Origin of the sequence: Pseudonocardia sp. DSM 110487 (genome assembly GCF_019468565.1) — a bacterium.
Lineage (GTDB): Bacteria > Actinomycetota > Actinomycetes > Mycobacteriales > Pseudonocardiaceae > Pseudonocardia.
In genome coordinates, this window is the sequence record NZ_CP080521.1 from 5,724,628 (window position 1) to 5,743,220 (window position 18,593).

The following is an 18,593-nucleotide window of genomic DNA, read 5'->3' on the forward strand; positions in this document are numbered from 1 at the left end:
GAGCAGCCACGTCGAGCAGCCGCGGTGCTCCACCTGCCATGCACGATCGCGGTCGAACTGCTCCAGCGACCCGGCCGATCGGCTGCTGAACGTCAGGGCCCAGCTCGCGAGCTCGCCCACGACAGGGATGGGCGCGCAGCAATCGATCTCCCACAACGGGAGGGACACCTCGATGTGGTTGCGGCCATTCAGGGTGGTAGGTGTCAGTTCGGTGAACTGGTGCGGCATCTGCACGGCCCGCGCACTCGGAAACGTCCGGAGCGCGAAGGCCCCGGGCGCGGGCTACCCGTACCTACGACGCTAACCGATCCGACCTCGCGTGTGCACAGCCCACGTCCACCGACGAGCCGTCAGCCGGTGCGGGTCGCGTCGCCGATGCGGATGATCGCGCTCGCCTGCACCGCCACAGCGGCGAGCAGCACCGCGATCGCCGCGGTGTAACCGGCGGTCAGGTCGATCAGCACGCCCATGACGAACGGCCCGATACCGGCGACGGTGTAGCCGACGCCGAGGGCCATCCCGCTCGTGGCAGCGCTCGCCGCGGCATCAGGGGTGCGCCAAGCGATCACAGTGAGCCCGAGCGCGAAGTTGGCGCCGCCGATTCCGAGCAGCGCCGCCCACAGCCACGGCCCGACGATCGGCGCCAGCGGTGCGAGCAACAGGCCGAGCGTGCCGATCGCGGTGCTGGCGGACGCGACGCCCGACCAGAACCGCCAGCGCCCGGTGCGCTCGGCCAGCGCCGGAATCGCCAGTGCGCCCGGCACCTGCGCGGCGGCCCACACGCCCAGCACCAACCCCGCGTCGCGCGGGCTCCAGCCCTGGCTCGTGAGGTAGGGGGCGAGCCACGTCATCCAGCCGTAGACGAGCAGCGAGGCCGTGGACTGGTGGGCCGCGGCGAGCCGGGCGAAGCGGTCGCGCCACGGAAGGCGGGTGCGCTCGGCAGGCGCGGGAGGCTCGACCGCGCGAGCCACCGGAACCCACGCCGCGATGGCGAGCACCGCAGGCACCGCCCATACGGCCAGCGCGAGTGACCACCCACCGACCGCCGTGGCGAGCGGGACCGCGACCACGCTCGCCACGGTGGAGGGGATCACCATCGCGACGACGTACGCGCCGGTGACCGCCCCGGCATGGTCTGCGAGGTGCTCCTTCACCACGCCGGTGAGCAGCACGCCCGCCACGCCGATGCCGAAACCGATCAGGAGGCTTCCGGCCACCAGCGGCACGGCGTCGGGCTCACCGCGCACGAGGCTGCCGAGCGCCACCAGCCCGACCGCCCCGACGAGCGCGCGCTCCGCTCCCCCGCGCCGCGCGACCGCAGGGCCCGCGAGCGAGCCGACCGCCATCATGAGCACCGCTCCGGTCTGCACGAACCCCGCCGTACCCGCGGAGAAGCCGAGATCGGCGCGGACGGCGTCGATGAGGGGCGGGTATCCGGCCAGTGCGGTGCGCAGGTTCAGCGCCAGTGCCAGCAGCCCGACCAGCACCACACCGGGACGGACCCGTACAGGGGTGTAGGATCGGTTCATCCATTACACGATAGGGGAGGCTTGTAAGGGATGCAAGTCCAACTAGACGATTACCGGGCGGGTGCCATGTTGACGACCGACCTCGTCAACACGGCCCCAGAGGTCATGCTGAGCACCGGCGACACCCTCCCCGACCCGGATGCGCTCGCCCGCTTCCTCGCCGACCACGACCTGCACCCGGGCACCCCCACCGCCGCCGACCTCGCCGCCGTGCGCGACCTGCGGCAGGCGCTGCGCGCACTGCTGGAGGAACCCGACCCGACGCGCGCCGCCGCGCTCACCACAGCGGCCGGCGGCCTGGAGCTACGCCCGGACCCCGACGGCCACTGGCAGTGGCAGGTCCGCGCCCGACCCGGGGCGGCGCTGGCCGACGTGCTCGCCCTACTCGCAGGCACGGCGCTGCTCGGTGTGCTCCGTGCGCTGGGGCCCGACCGGTTCCGCCACTGCGCCGCCCCGACCTGCGACGGCATGTTCGTCGACACCAGCCGCGCCGGCCGCCGCCGCTACTGCGTGCCGGAGGTGTGCGGCAACCGCGTCAACGTCGCCGCCCACCGCGCCCGCCGCCGGGCCGGAACCCCGGTGGTCGAGTAGGGCCGGCCCCGGGGGGCCGGCGCTACTCGACCACCGGGGTCAGGACGGCACCGCGGAGCCGGCGGCCAGCGGGTCCACGGATGGCGGCCGGGGCGTCCGCTCGGTGACCCCGGCCCCGCGCATCGGGAGCCAGAGCACGAACGTGGCGCCCTCGCCCGGCGCGCTGTGGACGGCGACGGTGCCGCCGTGGCTCTCCACGACCTGCCGGACGATCGCGAGCCCGAGGCCGGTGCCCCGGTCACGACGGCGGGTGCCGTCCGGCCCTCGCCAGAACCGGTCGAACACCCGCTCCTGGTGCTCGACTGAGATGCCGGGGCCGTGGTCGCGCACAGCCAGCCAGGCCCAGCCGCCGTGGCGGCCGGTGGCGAGCACGATCTCCTCCCCCTGCGGGGACACCCGCACGGCGTTGGACAGCAGGTTGTCCACGGCCCGGCGCAGCGCCTCGGCGTCGCCGATCACGCCGAGGCCCGGCGTGGGGCGGCGTTCCACGCGGAGGCCGTCGCTGTCGGCGAGCAGCGCGAACGCGTCGGCCGCCTCGTCGGCGACCTGCCCGAGGTCGACGTCGGCGTCGGTGAACGCGGGCGCCGCCCTGCGGGCCGCCGCGAGCAGGTCCTCGATGAGGCTGCCCATCCGCTGGGTCGCCCGCGCCGTGACGGTGCTGGCCCGCTGCCGCTCGGCCGTGTCGACGTCGTCACGGGACAGCACGGCGTCGAGGTTGATCTGGATGATGGCCAGTGGGTTGCGCAGCTCGTGGGAGGCGTCGTCGATCATCTGGCGCTGCGCGGCGAACGCACGGTCCAGCCTGCTGAGCATGTCGTCGACGGTGTCGGCGAGGTCGCGCAGCTCGTCGCGCGGGCCGTCAAGGGCGATGCGCCGGGAGAGATCGGTGGCGCTGATCTCCCTCGCCGCCGCCGTGACCCGCTTGACCGGGCGCAGCACTCGCCCGGAGAGCCACCAGCCCACCCCGAAGCTCGCGATCAGCAATCCGCCGAGCGCCCCGGCGGAGGCGTCGCGCATGAGCTCGAGCGCCTTGTGGTTGACCGCCTCCTGCACGCTGGCGAGGTCGGCGGCCTGGAACTGCTCGCCGTCCTTCAGCACGAGCTCTCCGCCAACCTCCTTCACCTTCTGGACGGTGATCGGGTTGAGCGGCGCGGCGTCGACGCTCTGCGACACCACCGCGTAGACGGCGACGAGCACGAGCGCGGCCAGCGCGAACAGCACGAGCGAGTAGGTGGCGGCGAGCCGGAACCGGATCGTCTGCGCCCAGGCGGGGCGTCTCATCCGATCTCCCGCAGCCGGTACCCGCGCCCGATCACGGTCTCGATCAGCGGTTGCTCGCCGTCGCCGGTGAGCTTGCGCCGCAGCGTGCCGACGGTGACGCGCACGGTCTGGGTGAACGGGTCGGTGTTCTCGTCCCAGACGTGTTCGAGCAGCTCCTCGGCCGACACGACGTGCCCCGGCCGGTGCATCAGGTAGCGCAGCACGGCGAACTCCTTGCGGGTGAGCGGCAGCTCGCGGTCGCCGCGGGTGGCGGTGCTGCGCCCGTCGTCGAGGGACAGGTCGCCGACGGTGAGGATGGCCGTGCCGCCGCCGTTGTCGCGGCGCAGGAGGGCCCGCGCCCGCGCCAACAGCTCGGCGAGGGCGAACGGCTTCACGAGGTAGTCGTCGGCGCCCTCGTCGAGCCCACGAACCCGGTCGGTGAGCTCGCCGCGGGCGGTGAGCATGAGGATCCGGAGCTCGGGGCCGCTCGGTCCGGCGATGCTGCCGTCGCGCACCCCACGGCAGAGCGTGAAGCCGTCGATGTCGGGCAGGTTGAGGTCGAGCACGAGCAGGTCATAGGCGTTCACCCCGAGCTTTGCTGCGGCGTCCGCGCCGGTGAGCGCGATGTCCACCGCGTAGCCGGCCCGGCCGAGCCCCACCCGCAACGCGCTCGCCAGATCCTGCGCGTCCTCGATCACCAGCAGCCGCATGACCGTGACGGTAGCGAGTTCCCCCGGTGCGCAGACCCGCCCTTTTCGGTCGGCTTTCGCTCCGGCTTCCCGGCGTTTTCGCCCCGGCTTGCTCTCCTGGTACCCAGCCGGTGGGTCGCCCCTCACCACCGGTACCCGGCCGGCCCGCTCCGCGCATCCCCCCAGCGCGGGACGGGCCGGCACCAACCGAGGTGCTATGGAGGTCAGAGAACATGTCCCGAACCGCACGCATCGTCCTCGCCGGAGTGCTCACCGCCGGCGCGCTCGTCCTCGGCGGCGTGGCGCTCGCGGCGCCCTCGGCGCCCACCGCTCCCTCGAGCAGCGTCTCGGTGGAGCAGGGCGGGCCCGCCGGCCTGCGTCCGGCGCAGAACGTGCCCGACCGCGACTGCCCGGAGGGTTCCACCGGCGCGGTGAACGCTTCCGCGATCCGGCTGTGAGCGAGACGACCTCGGCGGAGTTCGCGCTCCACGAAACAGCATTGCGCGAAACAGCACTGCTCGAGAAGGCGCTGTTCGAGGTCAAGCGCGTGGTGGTCGGGCAGGACCACGCGCTCGAGCGGATGGTGGTGGCCCTGCTCGCGCGGGGCCACTGCCTCCTCGAGGGCGTGCCGGGGATCGCCAAGACGCTGGCGGTGCGCACCCTGGCCACCGTGTCCGGCGGGACGTTCTCCCGCCTGCAGTTCACGCCCGACCTCGTGCCCGGCGACATCGTCGGCACCCGGATCTGGCGCCCGTCGACCGAGACGTTCGACGTCGAGCTGGGGCCGGTCTTCGCGACCGTCGTCCTCGCCGACGAGATCAACCGGGCCCCGGCGAAGGTGCAGTCGGCGCTGCTCGAGGCCATGGCGGAGCGGCAGGTGACGCTCGGCGGCAAGAGCCACCCGCTCCCTTCGCCGTTCCTCGTGCTGGCCACGCAGAACCCGATCGAGTCCGACGGCGTCTACGAGCTGCCGGAGGCGCAGCGCGACCGCTTCCTCCTCAAAATCGACATGGGCTACCCGTCGGGTGTCGAGGAGCTCACGATCCTCGCGCGGATGGGCGTCGACCCGCCGGTACCGACCCGGGTGCTCGACCCGGATCGCGTCACCGCGCTCCAGCGCGCGGCCGACCGGGTGTTCGTGCATCACGCCAGCGCCGAGTACGCCGTGCGCCTCGTGCTCGCCACCCGCGACCCCGCCGGGTACGGCCTGCCGGACGTCGCGGCGGCCCTGCAGTTCGGCGTCAGCCCGCGCGCCACACTCGGCCTCGTCGCCGCGGCACGGGCGCTCGCCCTGCTGCGCGGTCGCGGGTACGTGCTGCCCGGCGACATCACCGACGTCGCACCCGACGTGCTCGCCCACCGGCTGGTGCTCTCCTACGACGCCCTCGCCGACGGTGTGCCGCCGCGGGCGCTGGTGGACCGGATCCTCGCCGCGGTGCGCGCTCCGCGGGTCACCCCGGCCCAGGACGCGGCCGCATGACGGCTCCGGATTTCCCGGCGCCGGATTTCACGGCGGCGGAGCGCGCGCTGCGCGTCCAGGAGCTCGCGATCCGCCGCCGCCTCGACGGCATCCTGAACGGGGACCGGATCGGCCGCCGCACCGGACCCGGTAGCGAGCTCGGCGAGGTGCGGCCCTACCGGCCCGCGCAGGACGACGTCCGGCGCATGGACTGGAACGTCACCGCCCGCGTCGGCGAGCCCCACGTGCGCGCGAGCATCGCAGAGCCGGACCTCACGACCTGGGTGCTCGTCGACGCCTCGGCAAGCATGGACTTCGGCACGGCCGTGATGGAGAAGCGCGATCTCGCCGTCGCGGTCGTGGCCGCGGTGCTCGCGCTCACCGATCGGCCCGGCAACCGGCTCGGCGTCCGGCTCGTCGGCGGGACAGCCCCGCGCACGTTCCCGCCCCGCGCCGGGCGCCCGGCCGCGCGCCTCCTGCTGCGCGAACTACTCGCGGCGCCCCGCACACCGCACGGGGCCGGTCCCGGCCTCGACCTCGCCACCGCGTTGGAGCGGCTGCACCGCGAGCAGCGCAGGCCAGGGCTTCGGGTGGTGGTGTCGGACCTGCTGCCGCGCACCCCCGACGAGCGCATGGCGTGGGTCGTGCCGCTGCGGCGGCTCGCCGCGCGGCACGACGTCGTCGCCGTGGAGGTGACCGACCGGCGGGAGGCTGTGCTCCCCGACGTCGGGCCGCTCACCCTCGTCGACCCGGAGTCAGGGCGTACGACACGGGTGCGCACGGGCGACCGCAGGCTGCGCGAGCGCTACGCACGCGCCGTGGCCGAGCACCGCGCGGCCACGGCGTTCGCGCTGCGCACGGCGGGCGCCGACCACGTGGTGCTGCGCACCGACCGCGACTGGGTCGGCGACGTGGCCCGCTTCCTCGCGGTGCGCCGCCGCACCGCCCGACACCGCAGGAGCGTGCGATGAGGTTTCTCGCCCCCGGGTGGCTCGCGCTGCTGGCCGCGGTCGCCGTGCTGATCGTCGCGTACGTCGTGGTGCAGCGCCGCCGGAGCCGCTACGCCGTGCGCTTCGCGGCGCTCCCCCTGCTCGAGCGGGTGATGCCGCGCGAGCCCGGCTGGCGCAGGCACGTGCCGGCCGTCGCGTTCCTGCTGACGGTCGCCGGTCTCGTGCTCGGCATGGCCCGGCCGGTGATGGAGGTCCAGGTGCCGCGGGAGCGGGCCACGATCGTCGTCGCCGTGGACGTGTCGATGTCGATGGGTGCCCAGGACGTCGCCCCGTCCCGGATCGCCGCCGCGGTGACCGCGGCACGGGAGTTCGTGGCGGAACTGCCAGAGGCGTTCCCGGTGGGTCTGGTGCTCTTCTCCGGCACGAGCGCGGTGACCGTGCCGCCGACGCCCGACCGCGCCGCGGTGACGGCGGCGTTCGACCGGATCTCGCTCGGCCCCGGCACCGCCATCGGTGACGCGGTGCTCGCCTCGCTCGACGCGGTGCGCGGCTCGGACGCCGGCGCCGCGCCTCCCCCGGCCAGGGTCGTCCTGCTCTCCGACGGCGCCAACACCACGGGCACCCCGATCCCGGACGCGGCCGCCGAGGCCGCCGCGGCGGGCGTCCCGGTTTCGACCATCGCCTACGGCACTCCCACCGGCACCGCCACCATCGACGGCGACAGCGTGCGGGTGCCCGCCGACGTCGAGGCGCTGGCAGGGCTCGCCGAAGGCAGCGGCGGTCTCGCCTACCGAGCCGAGACCGCCGCCGAGCTGGAGGCCGTGTACGCCGACATCGGCTCGTCGATCGGGTTCCGCACGGAGGAGCGCGAGGTCACGAGCGCCGTGCTCGCGTTGGCGCTGCTCACCGCCTTCGCCGCGGCCGCCGGCTCGCTGGCCTGGTTCTCCCGATTGCCGTGAAACCGCAAGTTCGGAGCCTCCCCGCCCGGCACCCGACTGCGATGGTGGAGCCGTGACCGAACCCCGTCCCCTCCAGCTCTTCACGGGTGGCACGTCGCTGGCCGCCACCCTCCACCGCAGCGTTCCCGACCTCGTCGAGCCGCAGCCCACCATCGTCATCAGCGGCTCGTGGCTGACCGTCAAGGAGCAGATGGCCGACCTGTACGCGGCCCGCCTCGCGCAGCGCGGGTACACCGTCGTCACGTTCGACTTCGCGGGCTTCGGCGCCAGCGACGGCGCGCCGCGGCAGGCGGAGCTGCCCGCCCGCAAGATCGACGACATGATCACCGCGACCCGGGCGGTGTCGACGCTGTCCTTCGTGCGGCCGGGCGCGATCGGGTACCTCGCGGTCTGCGCGAGCGCGCAGTACGCGGTGCGCGCGATCGCGGCCGGAGCGCCGATCGACGCATTCGCGAGCGTGGCGGGTTGGTACCACGACGCGCGGACCGTGGCACCGTTCTACGGCGGCGACGACGGCGTCGCACTCCGGCTGGAGCGCGGGGAGGAGGCGCTCGCGGCCTACCAGCGCACCGGCGAGGTCCGCACGGTCCCGGCGTACGAAGCCGGGAACGACCGGGCCGGGATGTTCTTCGAGCTGGACTACTACGGCTCGCCCAAGCGGGGCGCCGTGTCGAACTGGGTGAACGAGATGGCCGAGCTCAGCTGGGTGTACTGGTTGACGTTCGACGGGCTGTCGGCGGCGCGGCAGGTGCGCGTGCCCAGCCTGTTCGTGCACGGCGACGGCTGCGTGCTGCCGGAGAACCTTCGTGCGGTGGCCGGAAATGTCGCAGGCCCCGCTGAGACGGTGTGGGCCGAGGGCACACAGATCGACTTCTACGACCAGGACCCGCAGGTGACGCTCGCGGTGGACGCGGTGGACGCCCACTTCCGCGCCCACCTGGCGGGGACCTCGGGCTAGTCCGCAGGGCGGACGAGCCCAGACTCGTACGCCAGTATGACCAGCTGCACCCGATCGCGGGCGTTGACCTTGCCCATGATCCGGTGAACGTGGGTCTTGGCCGTCAGCGGGCTCAGGACGAGGGCGTCGGCGATCTCCTGGTTGGTCAGGCCGTGGGCGGCGAGGGTGAGCACCTCACGCTCGCGGTCGGTCAGTCGGGCCACCGCGCCGTCCGGCGGCGGGAGCGGGTCGGGCACCCGCAGCACCCGGGCGATCAGGGCCCGCGTCGCCCGGGGCGACAGCAGCGAGTCACCCGCGGCAACCGTCCGGATCGCATCGAGCAGGTGCTCGGGGCGGGTGTCCTTCGCCAGGAATCCGCTCGCACCCGCGCGGATCGCCCGGAACACGTTCTCGTCGGTCTCGAACGTGGTCAGCACCAGCACGCGCGCCGTAGCGAGATCCTCGTCGTCGGCGATCAGCCGGCATGCCGCGATCCCGTCCAGCTCGGGCATCCGGATGTCCATCACCACGACGTCGGGCCGGCTCTCCCGCGTCAGCGCGACGGCTTCGCGGCCGTCTGCCGCCTGCGCCACCACGTCCATGTCCGGTGCGGAACCGACGAGCAGCGCGAAGGCGCTGCGCACCAACGTCTGGTCATCGGCGAGCAGCACCCGAATCGTCATCGGCCCTCCGTCGGGAGCTCCGCGCACACCATGAAGCCGCCTCCGGGACGCGGGCCGGTGTCCAGCCGGCCCCCGACCGCGGCGACCCGCTCGGCCATCCCCCGCAGCCCGTGACCGGTCCCGGGAGCCCCGGCGTCCGTTGAGCCATGCCCGTCGTCGAACACTTCCACGCTCACCACCTCGTCGCCGTACCCGATCTCGAGCCGTGCGCGCGAACCGGGCGCGTGCCGGGCCACATTCGTGAGCGCCTCCTGCACCACCCGGTAGGCCGTGACGTCGACCGCGGGCGGCAGCGCTCTGGCCCGCCCCGTGGTGCTCACCGCGACCTCGACCCCCCGCGCCGCGGCCCCGGCCACCAGCTCGTCGAGCCGGTCCAGACCCGGTGCCGGCGACCGCTCGTCCTCGGCCCCGTCGGAAGTCCGCAGGACTCCGAGCGCCGCCCTGAGCTCGGCCATGCTCGTGCGCGACTCCTCGGCGATGGTGGCGAGCGCCGCGACGAGGTCGTCGCGAGCGGCGCCGCCGGCCCGCGCGACGTGCGTGGCCACGGAGGCCTGCACGTTGATCAGCGAGATGCTGTGGGACAGCAGATCGTGCAGATCCCATGCGATGCGCAGCCGCTCCTCGGAGATCCGGCGCTGGGTCTCGGCGGCGCGCGCCGCTTCCGCGCGTTCGGCGCGCTCGGCCGCCGCCGCGAGATACGAGTCGCGCGCCCGGGTTCCCTCGCCGAGCGCTACGGCCAGGGCGATCCAGCTCACGGCGCCCAACAGCTCCTGCGGGCTCGACCGGGCACGCCACCCGATGAGCGCAACGACCGCCACGAGAACGGCACCGACCAGCCCCGCGACCCGCGGCAGCGCGCGCGTCCCCGCAACCGTGTAGAGCGCGACCAGCACGGGGAGCATCGCCGGCTCGGGCGGGTAGCCAAGGCCCTGGTGGGCGGCGGCGGCGACGAGGCAAACGCCCAGCACGGCCAGCGGTGCACGCCGCCGAAGGGCGAGCGGCGCACAGAGGGCGACGCACAGCCCGATTGCGACGAGAACCGGCCGATCGGGTGGCCCGTCCTCGATCACGACCGCGGTGGCCACCACCGCCAGTGCGGCCACGGCGAGCAGCGGGTCCGCCCACCGTGCGATCGACGCCCGCATCCTCAGGCGACGACAGCGGCCGGGCGGGCGGCGCGGGTGACGGCGGTCGTCGCCGTCACCAGCGCCAGCACGGCATATCCGGCGACCAGGGTGATCCGCATCCAGTTGGTCTCCATGTACAGGAGGTACGACGGGTGCGGCGCCCCGTCGGCGAGCACCACCGATCCGGCGTCACGCACGTCCTGCGCCCACGTTCCCCACGTACCGATCCTCGTCACGACGACCGCGAGCTGCAGCACGAGCGTGAGCCCGAGCAACCACACCGTAACCGCGCGCCGGTACAACGCCAGCAGGGTGACCGTGCACGCGATGCCGAGCACGGAGGTCGGGACGACCGTCGCATCCGACAGCGACTCGTAGGCGGCGTCGAACGCCGCCATCCGCGACTGGTCGACGTACCACAGCGCCCTGTGGTGCATGTGCGTCATGAAGGACAGACCCGCACCGAAGGCGGTCAGCGCCGACAGGACGACGAGGAGGGGAAGAGCAGCGCGCTGTCTCAAGGAGGTCTCCGTTGTGAGGACGCCGGGTCCGTCCCCGGCCTGTCCCCGGAGTCTTCCCTCGGCCGGCGTTCCCGACGACCTGCCTCGGGCGTCAGTTCGGTCTACCACCCGCGGACGCCTGCCCGTACTCCCGCGGGCGTATCGGAGATCCATTGGCGGGGCACTAAGTTCGCGTGCGGGCCACCCGGGGTGACACCCCGGCCCGCTCCGCGGCCTTCGCGGGCAGGCCGGTGTCGCCCTCCTGGTAGAACATCCGCAGGGTGATCCCGCCGATCCGCCAGCCGTCGGCCGTGCGCACGAGCGGCACCACGTAGTGCCCGTGCACGCCCCACACGGCTGCGTCGTCGCCGCTGCCGATCCGGTGGTAGGCGCGCACGTGGGTCTGCGCCACGAGCCCGCCGTCGCGCTCCTCCACCAGGCACGGCCCTGTCATGTGCTGGGTGGCGTCGAAGCCCGGCACGAGGCCCTTCCAGCGCTCGACCAGCTCGTCGGCGGGCAGCGACTCCGGCTCCCCACCGAAGAGCTCGGAGTAGTCGGTGCGCACCTCGTCGGCGAGGCAGGCGCGCACCCCGTCCCAGTCGACGTCGTCGATCGCGTGGAGCAGGCGGGTGAGCACGGCGGCGGGTTCATCGGATGCGGGCACGCGCTGGACCTTGGCACAGCGAGGTGCCGCAACGGAGGGTCCGATCTTGCGGACGCGCCCGCTCAGCGCCGCAGCTCCCCCGGAGCGACCCCGAACTCCCGGCGGAACACCCGACGGAAGTGACTCACGTTCGAGAACCCGACCGAGTGCGCCACCCGCACGACGCTCGCGTCCGACGTCAGCAGCGCCGCCTTCGCCGTCTCCAGCCTCCTTGCGGTGACGAACCGGTGCGGCGCGAGCCCCGTGGTCGCCTTGAACGCCCGGGCGAAGTGGAACGGGCTGAGCGCGGCGACGCCCGCCATCGCGTCGAGTGTGATCGTCGCGGTCAGGTCGGCGTCGACGTAGTCCGTGACCCGGTCGACCGTCCGCCGGTCCAGCGCCCCGACCGCGGGAGCGACCGGTGCGCCACCGTCGCCGTAGGCACGCACCACGTGGGCGACCAGGCGGTGGGCGATCGTGCTGGCCTCGACGTCGGTGAGGTTCCCGCCCACGACGTGCGCCCTCCTGACGAGGGTGGCCATTCCGTACACCACGGCGTCGCGCACGCCGAGCGCGTTCTCGATGCTCGGCGCGTCCGTGGCGACGCGGCGCACCAGCCCGGGATCCGGGTAGATCTCGAGGGCCTCCGTCGTGCCGTCCACCCCGCCCCACGTGATGCCGTCCTCGCCGGTGACGAACACGGCGCCGGCCCGGATGTCCGTCCGCAGGGCCCGCCCGCCGGACTCGAACTCCTGGCGGCTGTGCGCGGAGAACGACACGCCGACCTGGTGGGGCCGCGTGACGGTCGGTTCGCGGTGCGGGGGCAGCCAGGAGTACTCCGAGCGCATGCCCGGCCACTCGATCACCCTCTGCACCGCACGTCCGGGCGGGGCGCTCATGCGCCCCGCCCGGTCCAGCGCCGCTGCCTCACACCGCGGGTCATACCGCATTCCGCGCTCGGCTGGTGTGAAACGGGCGTCGAGGAACGCGGGGACGAGCGGGCGGTCTGAGCCGACCGGGGCTCACGGGCCGATGAACAGCTCCGGGACGGCAGCCTCCGCAGCGGCCCGCAGTGCCGGGACCGCCACCTCGTCGACCGACCGGTGCGGCCAGCGGACGCGCGTGCCGATCGGGGCCCAGCCGCCGATCGCGGCGAGGGTCTTGTCGAGCGCGGGATCGGAGTGGCCGGCGCGGCCGAGCGGGCCGATGTGGGCGTCGAGGAAGCCGCGCAGCCGCTCCTCGAACGCCAGCGCGGCGGGCAGGTCGCTGGTGATCAGCGCGTACCAGCGGGCGGCACCGGCCGGGCTGAGGCAGGCCACGTTCGAGTACGCACCCGCAGCGCCGCGGGCGTACCCGGAGGCCAGCGTGTGGCCCGCCACGAAGATCGCGAGGCGGCCGCCCACCGCGTCGGCCATCCGCGTGTACCAGGCGTCGTCGCCGCCGGGCACCTTCACGCCGATCAGCGCCGGGACCTCGTCGGCGAGCTTCCCGAACAGCTCAGGCGGGATCTGCGTCTTCGCGTAAGGCGGGTTGTAGAGCACCAGCGGCACCCCGTCGGCCACGGCGGCCATGCGCTCGACGGACGCGAGCACCTCGTCGGGTCCGAGCGGCAACCAGTCGGGCAGCACCACCTGGATCGCGCAAGGGCGCAGGTCGGCGGCGCGGGCGATCCGCTCGAGGGACAGCTGCCCGCTGGGGTGGCTCGCCCCGAGCTGGAACGGCATGCCCGCCGCGGTGCAGCGCTCCGCGACGAGCGCGTGCAGCCGGTCGTACTCGGCCTCGGTGAGCGTGTGGAACTCACCCGCGGTCCCGTTGGTGTAGATGCCGTGCACGCCGGAGGCGAGCACCCGGTCGAGCGCGACGGCGAGCCGGTCGAAGTCGATGCTCTCGTCGTCCCGGATCGGCAGCAGCACGGTGGCCCATACGCCGTGCAGCGCGGACGCGGTCAGCGACTCCACTGCTCAGCCCGCATCCGATTCCGGGGTACGCAGCAGGGCGGCGCGCTCCCGGATGTCGTCGAAGTGCTGCTGCATCGCCGCGATGCTCTCGCCCGCGTCGCCGGACTGCAGCGCACGAATGATCCGCAGGTGCACCGCCCCGCGTCCGCCCTCGGGCGGCACCGGGATCGAGTCGCCGAGCCGCGTGAACAGCTCCCAGAAGACCTCGATGAGGTTGTCGACGAGCGGGTTGCCCAGCGCCCGGTAGAGCACCAGGTGGAACCGCTTGTCGACCTCGGTGATCGGCTTCCCGCGCGCCTCGAGCGCGGTCATCTCGTCGGCGAGCCGGGCGCACTCGGCGAGCTCGACCTGCGGGTTCAGCCGCGCGACCGCCGGCATCAGGCCGAGCTCCATCGCCTCGCGCGCGGTGAGGATCTCCTCCAAGGCAGTGCCGGCCGCGGCGAGCCCGTAGGGCAGCTGCTCGATCAGCGGGCGGAAGGAGAACGCCGAGACGAACAGGCCGTTGCCGTGCCGGGCCTCGATGACGCCGAGGGTCTGCAGGCTGCGCGTGGCCTCGCGCAGCGACAGCCGGCTCACGCCGAGCCGCTCCGCGAGCGCGGACTCGGACGGCAACCGGTCCCCCGGGCCGAGCCCGGCCTCGGTGATGAAGTCCCGCAGCCGGGCCTGTGCCTCGCGGTAGATCGGGTTCTTGACCCGTTTCTCAGCCATCGACGCCCTCCAGCGCCGCACGCACGGCAGCGGCCAGCTCGCCCACCAAAGCAGCGGAAGCGTCGTCCAGGCGGCCGTACGGCGACCGCGCCGGGCCCGCGTCCGGGCCTAGCGCGTTCATCAGCGCCTTGAGGAACCCGATCCCGCCGTTCGCGTTCGCGACCCTCGCCACCTCGCGGAACGGCGCGTGCAGCCGGTAGGCCTCGGCAGGCTCGCCGCGGCGAAACGCGGCTGCGACCGCATGTGCCAGGGGAGCCATGCCGTTGTAGAGGCTGCCGATCACCTTGTCGACACCGCAGGCCAGCCCGGCGGGCAGCAGCTCGTCCCGTCCGAAGTACGCGTCGATCCCCGGAGCGGCCGCGCGGGTGCGGTCGTACTCGAGCAGGTCGCCATCGGTGAACTTCACGGCGCCCGTGGTCGGCGCCGCCGCGGCGAGCGCCGCGACCACCTCGGACGGCCGGAAACGCGAGCCGGTCATGCTCGGGATGTGGTAGAAGCCGAACGGTGTGCCCGGCGCCGCCGCCGCGATCGCGGCGAGGTGCGCCACCAGCGCGTCGAGGGTCGGAGCGTCGCCGTAGTACGGGCCGACTGCCCCGATCAGGTCGGCCCCGCAGGACTCGGCGTGCGCGGCGAGCTGCTGCGCCTGCGCGAGGTCGGTGTGCCCCACGTGCACGCCCAGCTTCAAGCCGGAGGGGCGGGCGTCCTGCCACGCCTCTGCCAGCGACTGCCGCTCGGCCGCGTCCATGGCCGCGAACTCGCCCGTCGTCCCGCCGACGAACGCGCCCGCCACGCCGGTGGCGTGCAGGTGTGCGGCCTGCGCCGCGACGACGTCGAGGGCCAGCTTCCCGTCCGGCGTGAACGGGGTCGGCGTGGCGGCCCAGATCTCGAGCATGCAGCGAGTCCTCTCTAACCCTTTGTGGCACCGTCGGTCAGACCGGCCACGATGTAACGCTGGAGCAGCACGAACAGCACGATCACCGGCACGGCAACCACAGCGGACACGGCCATGAGCTCGTTCCACCGGGTGCCGAACGCGTTGGTGAGCTTCGCGATCACCACGCTCACCGGCTGCAGCTCGTCGCCGGTCGCGAGCGCGAGGCCGAACACGAACTCGCCCCACGCGCCGAGGAAGCTGACAACCGCCATCGTGATCACGCCGGGGATGCTGACCGGCAGGGCCACGCGGACGAACGCGCCGAACGTCGTGCAGCCGTCCACGCGCGCGGCCTCGAGGACCTCGCCGGGGACCGACAGGAAGTACGGCCGCATGATCGTGATCGCGAGGGGGATGGAGAGCGAGCAGTTCGCGATGATCAGCCCCGCGTAGGTGTTGACCAGCCCCACCCGCCCGAAGAGCACGAACATGGGCAGCGCGAGGTTGACCGCCGGGATCATCTGCACGGCCAGGAAGAGCAGCAGCGCGGGCGTGACCCACCGGATGCGCAGGCGGGCGAGCCCGTACGCCGCCGGGACCGCCACGACCAGCGTGAGCACCGTGGTGCCGGTCGCGATGACGAACGTGTTGACCAGGCCGCGGGCGATGTCCGGGTCGCCGAACACCGCGGTCTGGTAGGCCGCGAGCGTCGGGGGCACGGGCACGAGCGCGGGCGGCCTCGCGAAGACGTCGGCCTGCTGCTTGAACGACGTGTTGAGCATCCAGTAGACGGGCAGCAGGTACACCGCCGTCACGGCGACGGCGATGCCGAGCCGGATCCGCTCGCGCGTCATGCTGTCTCCTCCCTGCGCAGCGACCGGAAGTAGAAGATCGACAGCACCAGCGGCACCAGCAGCATGACGGTGGTGGCCACCGCGGCGGTGTCGTAGCGGCGGAACTCGAACGCCTCCTGGAAGGCGTAGAGCGGCAGGGTGAGCGTGGCGCCGCCCGGGCCGCCCCGCGTCATGAGGTAGATGGTGTCGAACGTCTTGAAGGCGAAGATGAAGATCAGCAGCATCACCGTGACGCTGACCGGCCGCAGCGCGGGAAGCGTGACGTGCCGGAACTGCTGCCAGGCCGAGGCGCCATCGATGCGCGCTGCCTCGTACAGCATCGTCGGAACCCCCTGCAGGCCCGCGACCAGCAGGATCATCGCGAACGGCGCGAAGCTCCACGCGGTGGCCGCGATCACCGACACCAGCGCCGGGCCGGGCTGGCCGAGCCAGAAGACATCGCCCTCGATGAGGCCGAGGCCGCGCAGCACCGCGTTGAGCAGCCCGTAGGAGCCGTCGAGCAGCCAGCGCCACACGTTCGCACCTACCACCGTCGGCAGGATCCACGCCAGCATCAGCAGCGCCCGCATCACGTTGCGGCCCGCGAACCGGTGGACGAACAGCAGCGCGAGGGCGAGGCCGCCGACGTAGGTCAGCACCACGGTGCCGACGGTGTAGACCAGCGACAGCCACAGGGCCTGCCAGAACTCGGCGCGACCGAACTGGTTGGCGAAGTTGGCGAACCCCACCCACTCGGCGCCGCCCCTGATGACCTCCCTGAGGCCGACGTCCTGGAACGCCTGCAGCACGCTGTAGACCAGCGGATACACCACCGTGACGGCGACGAACAGCACCGCGGGCAGCAGGAACAGCTGGTCAGCGCGGTTACCCGCGCGCCGGCGCGGCCGGTGGGCCGGCGCCGGCGTGCGGGTGCGCTCGAGAACCGCGGTCATGACGTCCCGAGTGCCTCGTCGATCGTGGCCTGGGCGCTGCGCGCGGCGTCCGGGACCGGGGTGCCGCTGATCGCCTGTTGGAGTGCGGCCTGCAGCGCGGTCAGTACTTCAGTGGTGTGGGGTGCCAGCGCCGCGTCGGGCGCCCACGCCTGCTGGAGCTGCTGGGCGAAGACCGCGCGAACCGGGTCTTCCGCGGTGCCCGGCACGTCGTCGCGGGCCGGGAGCTTGTTGCGCTCCGGCAGGTAGACCTGCAGCTCGTCGGGCCGCTGCATGAAGCTGATGAGGTCCCATGCCCGGTCGACGTCGTCGCTGGTGGCGCCGATCGTCAGGTTCTCCGCGGACAGCATCGTCTGTCCCGTCGTCTCCGACGGCAGCACGGCGACGCTCCACTGCAGGTCGGGGTTCTCCTCGCGCAGGATGTTCACGTACGTCGCCGAGTTGATCATCATTGCGGCCTGGCCGGTGGCGAACTGGTTCTTCGCGTCCTCCTCGTTCCAGGTGAGGAAGCCCTCCGACAGCGCGCCGCTCTGCACCATCCGCTGGAACGACTCGAGCGCGGCGTGCCCGCCGGGGCTGTCGATCTCGGTGGGCTGCGCGCCCGCCGCGAGCATCCGGATCGCCAGGCCGGTGGCGCCCTCTGCGCCCTCGATCCCGCTCACCGCGAGCCCGGCCCGGCCCTGGCCGGAAAGGGACGCGGCGGTGGCCTCCATCTCGGCCCACGTCGTCGGGGCCTGCTGCACCATCGCGGTGTTGTAGTAGACGGCGTATGCGTCGGCCAGGTGCGGGACGCCGTAGGTCTTCCCGTCGGCCTGCGTCGACTCCCAGCTGGTCGGGAAGTACTCGCCCTGCTGCCCCCACGCCTGCACCTGGGGGCTCAGGTCCTGGATCACGCCGGCATCGGCCATGGCCGCCGTGTCGAACGCGCTGATCAGCGCGATGTCGGGGCCGTCACCCGCCGCCGCGGCCTGGGTCAGGGTGCGGTTGAAGTCGTCGTACGGGATGAAGCGGATGTCGACGTCGGTGCCGCTCTGCTGCTCGTAGCGGGCGACGAGGTCGTAGAGCGGCTTGCCGGTCGGCATCGACTCGTCGCCGTAGAACTGCCAGACCGACAGCGGCTCCGCCGCATCGCCGCCACCGGTCTCGCCACCGCCGCCCGCGCACCCCGCCGCCGCGAGGACGGCGGCGGCCATCACCACGGTGGCTCTCACGACTGTCCGCATGTCCGACCTCCTTGTCCGAGTCGGGACGAAAATAGGTTAGATATCTAACCTCTGTCAACGCGGCGCGGCACTCGTTGCTGTGGCAGGCTCGGGTGATGGTGGACCCAACGCTGTTCGCCGCCTTCGTCGTCGCCGTCGCGCTGCTCGTGCTCACTCCGGGGCCGGACATGCTGTTCGTGATGGCGGTGGGCGCCACCGGCGGACCCGTCGTCGGGCTCTGCGCCGCCGCCGGTGTCGCCGCAGGCCTTGCCGTGCACGCGACGGCCACCGCGTTCGGACTGGCCGCCCTGTTCTCGGCCGTGCCCACGCTCTACGTCGTCGTGAAGATCTGCGGGGCCGGGTACCTGCTTTACCTCGGGATCGCGACGCTGCGCAGGCGCGACGAGCCGCTGGTGCGCGCCGACGGGGCGGGCGGCGGGCGCGGGCGCGCCTTCCGCCGCGGCCTGCTCACCAACCTGCTCAACCCGAAGGTCGTGCTGTTCAACGCCGCGTTCCTGCCGCAGTTCGTCGACCCGGCCCGCGGGAACGTCACCACACAGCTGCTCGTGCTCGGCGCCGCGTTCGTCGTGGTCGACCTGCTCGTCGACGGTCCCATCGGGCTGCTCGCGGGGCGGCTCGGCACGCTGCTCGCCGAGCGGCGCCGCGCGGTCCGGCGGCTGCACATCGCCACCGGATCGATCTTCATCGGGCTGTCCGCCCGGCTCGCGCTGACCCGCTGAG

Annotated in this window: 21 protein-coding genes; 7 read left to right on the plus strand and 14 right to left on the minus strand. The window is 73.2% G+C overall.

The window, feature by feature from the left end:
- Window positions 1-350 precede the first annotated feature (350 nt).
- A complete protein-coding gene (locus K1T35_RS26695) occupies window positions 351-1,529 on the minus strand; it encodes an MFS transporter (RefSeq protein ID WP_220254568.1) in 1,179 nt (392 codons plus the stop codon).
- A 66-nt stretch (window positions 1,530-1,595) separates the two neighbouring features.
- Here K1T35_RS26695 and K1T35_RS26700 point away from each other — a divergent pair, with 66 nt between their 5' ends.
- The gene (locus K1T35_RS26700; protein ID WP_255620761.1) at window positions 1,596-2,120 is read left to right on the plus strand and encodes a CGNR zinc finger domain-containing protein; all 525 of its coding nucleotides are present in this window, start codon (window positions 1,596-1,598) and stop codon (window positions 2,118-2,120) included.
- 39 nt (window positions 2,121-2,159) lie between these two features.
- Here the strand turns inward: K1T35_RS26700 and K1T35_RS26705 are convergent, their stop codons facing one another.
- Both K1T35_RS26705 and K1T35_RS26710 read right to left on the minus strand, forming a co-directional pair.
- Window positions 2,160-3,401 (minus strand): cell wall metabolism sensor histidine kinase WalK, encoded by a 1,242-nt coding sequence (locus tag K1T35_RS26705; protein ID WP_220254570.1) that lies wholly within the window; start codon window positions 3,399-3,401, stop codon window positions 2,160-2,162.
- Window positions 3,398-4,090, minus strand: coding sequence for a response regulator transcription factor (locus tag K1T35_RS26710; RefSeq protein WP_220254571.1), 693 nt, complete (start codon window positions 4,088-4,090; stop codon window positions 3,398-3,400). The genes K1T35_RS26705 and K1T35_RS26710 overlap by 4 nt, the downstream gene beginning before the upstream one ends.
- A 212-nt stretch (window positions 4,091-4,302) precedes the next feature.
- Here K1T35_RS26710 and K1T35_RS49070 point away from each other — a divergent pair, with 212 nt between their 5' ends.
- From K1T35_RS49070 to K1T35_RS26730, 5 genes are read left to right on the plus strand one after another with little or no spacing between them, the layout of a single operon-like run.
- Window positions 4,303-4,527, plus strand: coding sequence for a hypothetical protein (locus tag K1T35_RS49070; protein ID WP_255620762.1), 225 nt, complete (start codon window positions 4,303-4,305; stop codon window positions 4,525-4,527).
- Complete coding sequence (locus K1T35_RS26715) at window positions 4,524-5,549, plus strand: MoxR family ATPase (protein ID WP_255620763.1); 1,026 nt, start codon at window positions 4,524-4,526, stop codon at window positions 5,547-5,549. The genes K1T35_RS49070 and K1T35_RS26715 overlap by 4 nt, the downstream gene beginning before the upstream one ends.
- Window positions 5,546-6,499 (plus strand): DUF58 domain-containing protein, encoded by a 954-nt coding sequence (locus K1T35_RS26720; RefSeq protein ID WP_220254573.1) that lies wholly within the window; start codon window positions 5,546-5,548, stop codon window positions 6,497-6,499. The genes K1T35_RS26715 and K1T35_RS26720 overlap by 4 nt, the downstream gene beginning before the upstream one ends.
- The gene (locus K1T35_RS26725) at window positions 6,496-7,437 is read left to right on the plus strand and encodes a VWA domain-containing protein (protein ID WP_220254574.1); all 942 of its coding nucleotides are present in this window, start codon (window positions 6,496-6,498) and stop codon (window positions 7,435-7,437) included. The genes K1T35_RS26720 and K1T35_RS26725 overlap by 4 nt, the downstream gene beginning before the upstream one ends.
- A 52-nt stretch (window positions 7,438-7,489) precedes the next feature.
- A complete protein-coding gene (locus K1T35_RS26730; RefSeq protein WP_220254575.1) occupies window positions 7,490-8,395 on the plus strand; it encodes an alpha/beta hydrolase in 906 nt (301 codons plus the stop codon).
- Here K1T35_RS26730 and K1T35_RS26735 read toward each other — a convergent pair.
- The 11 genes from K1T35_RS26735 to K1T35_RS26785 form a co-directional block, all read right to left on the minus strand.
- Complete coding sequence (locus K1T35_RS26735) at window positions 8,392-9,057, minus strand: response regulator transcription factor (RefSeq protein ID WP_220254576.1); 666 nt, start codon at window positions 9,055-9,057, stop codon at window positions 8,392-8,394. The two genes, K1T35_RS26730 and K1T35_RS26735, sit on opposite strands and share 4 nt — an antisense overlap.
- Window positions 9,054-10,202 carry a sensor histidine kinase gene (locus tag K1T35_RS26740; RefSeq protein WP_220254577.1) on the minus strand — a complete coding sequence of 383 codons (1,149 nt, stop codon included), beginning with the start codon at window positions 10,200-10,202 and terminating at the stop codon, window positions 9,054-9,056. The genes K1T35_RS26735 and K1T35_RS26740 overlap by 4 nt, the downstream gene beginning before the upstream one ends.
- 2 nt (window positions 10,203-10,204) lie before the next feature.
- Complete coding sequence (locus tag K1T35_RS26745; protein WP_220254578.1) at window positions 10,205-10,705, minus strand: hypothetical protein; 501 nt, start codon at window positions 10,703-10,705, stop codon at window positions 10,205-10,207.
- A 163-nt stretch (window positions 10,706-10,868) separates the two neighbouring features.
- Window positions 10,869-11,348, minus strand: a complete 480-nt coding sequence (locus tag K1T35_RS26750; protein ID WP_220254579.1) for a nuclear transport factor 2 family protein — start codon at window positions 11,346-11,348, stop codon at window positions 10,869-10,871.
- A 62-nt stretch (window positions 11,349-11,410) separates the two neighbouring features.
- Window positions 11,411-12,193 carry a helix-turn-helix domain-containing protein gene (locus tag K1T35_RS26755; RefSeq protein ID WP_220254580.1) on the minus strand — a complete coding sequence of 261 codons (783 nt, stop codon included), beginning with the start codon at window positions 12,191-12,193 and terminating at the stop codon, window positions 11,411-11,413.
- A gap of 156 nt (window positions 12,194-12,349) precedes the next feature.
- Entirely contained in the window at window positions 12,350-13,285 is a 936-nt protein-coding gene (locus tag K1T35_RS26760) for a dihydrodipicolinate synthase family protein (RefSeq protein WP_220254581.1), read from the minus strand.
- Between the two features lie 3 nt (window positions 13,286-13,288).
- Window positions 13,289-13,993 (minus strand): FadR/GntR family transcriptional regulator, encoded by a 705-nt coding sequence (locus tag K1T35_RS26765; protein WP_220254582.1) that lies wholly within the window; start codon window positions 13,991-13,993, stop codon window positions 13,289-13,291.
- Window positions 13,986-14,885: a dihydrodipicolinate synthase family protein gene (locus K1T35_RS26770; protein WP_220254583.1), complete on the minus strand. Its 900-nt coding sequence runs from the start codon at window positions 14,883-14,885 to the stop codon at window positions 13,986-13,988. Before K1T35_RS26770 ends, K1T35_RS26765 begins: the two co-directional genes overlap by 8 nt.
- Window positions 14,886-14,899: 14 nt before the next feature.
- Window positions 14,900-15,721 (minus strand): carbohydrate ABC transporter permease, encoded by an 822-nt coding sequence (locus K1T35_RS26775; protein ID WP_220254584.1) that lies wholly within the window; start codon window positions 15,719-15,721, stop codon window positions 14,900-14,902.
- Window positions 15,718-16,653, minus strand: a complete 936-nt coding sequence (locus tag K1T35_RS26780) for a carbohydrate ABC transporter permease (protein ID WP_220254585.1) — start codon at window positions 16,651-16,653, stop codon at window positions 15,718-15,720. The genes K1T35_RS26775 and K1T35_RS26780 overlap by 4 nt, the downstream gene beginning before the upstream one ends.
- Complete coding sequence (locus K1T35_RS26785) at window positions 16,650-17,873, minus strand: sugar ABC transporter substrate-binding protein (RefSeq protein WP_220254586.1); 1,224 nt, start codon at window positions 17,871-17,873, stop codon at window positions 16,650-16,652. The genes K1T35_RS26780 and K1T35_RS26785 overlap by 4 nt, the downstream gene beginning before the upstream one ends.
- Window positions 17,874-17,968: 95 nt before the next feature.
- Between K1T35_RS26785 and K1T35_RS26790 the strand changes: the two genes are divergently transcribed.
- A complete protein-coding gene (locus tag K1T35_RS26790) occupies window positions 17,969-18,592 on the plus strand; it encodes a LysE family translocator (protein WP_220254587.1) in 624 nt (207 codons plus the stop codon).
- The last annotated feature ends 1 nt before the right edge of the window (window position 18,593 follow it).

Bases quoted from the DNA above. Each gene is read 5' to 3' on its own strand.
- K1T35_RS26695 (WP_220254568.1), bottom strand. From the start codon at position 1,529: ATGAACCGATCCTACACCCCTGTACGGGTCCGTCCCGGTGTGGTGCTG.
- K1T35_RS26700 (WP_255620761.1), top strand. From the start codon at position 1,596: ATGTTGACGACCGACCTCGTCAACACGGCCCCAGAGGTCATGCTGAGC.
- K1T35_RS26705 (WP_220254570.1), bottom strand. From the start codon at position 3,401: ATGAGACGCCCCGCCTGGGCGCAGACGATCCGGTTCCGGCTCGCCGCC.
- K1T35_RS26710 (WP_220254571.1), bottom strand. From the start codon at position 4,090: ATGCGGCTGCTGGTGATCGAGGACGCGCAGGATCTGGCGAGCGCGTTG.
- K1T35_RS49070 (WP_255620762.1), top strand. From the start codon at position 4,303: ATGTCCCGAACCGCACGCATCGTCCTCGCCGGAGTGCTCACCGCCGGC.
- K1T35_RS26720 (WP_220254573.1), top strand. From the start codon at position 5,546: ATGACGGCTCCGGATTTCCCGGCGCCGGATTTCACGGCGGCGGAGCGC.
- K1T35_RS26725 (WP_220254574.1), top strand. From the start codon at position 6,496: ATGAGGTTTCTCGCCCCCGGGTGGCTCGCGCTGCTGGCCGCGGTCGCC.
- K1T35_RS26735 (WP_220254576.1), bottom strand. From the start codon at position 9,057: ATGACGATTCGGGTGCTGCTCGCCGATGACCAGACGTTGGTGCGCAGC.
- K1T35_RS26740 (WP_220254577.1), bottom strand. From the start codon at position 10,202: ATGCGGGCGTCGATCGCACGGTGGGCGGACCCGCTGCTCGCCGTGGCC.
- K1T35_RS26765 (WP_220254582.1), bottom strand. From the start codon at position 13,993: ATGGCTGAGAAACGGGTCAAGAACCCGATCTACCGCGAGGCACAGGCC.
- K1T35_RS26770 (WP_220254583.1), bottom strand. From the start codon at position 14,885: ATGCTCGAGATCTGGGCCGCCACGCCGACCCCGTTCACGCCGGACGGG.
- K1T35_RS26775 (WP_220254584.1), bottom strand. From the start codon at position 15,721: ATGACGCGCGAGCGGATCCGGCTCGGCATCGCCGTCGCCGTGACGGCG.
- K1T35_RS26780 (WP_220254585.1), bottom strand. From the start codon at position 16,653: ATGACCGCGGTTCTCGAGCGCACCCGCACGCCGGCGCCGGCCCACCGG.
- K1T35_RS26785 (WP_220254586.1), bottom strand. From the start codon at position 17,873: ATGCGGACAGTCGTGAGAGCCACCGTGGTGATGGCCGCCGCCGTCCTC.
- K1T35_RS26790 (WP_220254587.1), top strand. From the start codon at position 17,969: ATGGTGGACCCAACGCTGTTCGCCGCCTTCGTCGTCGCCGTCGCGCTG.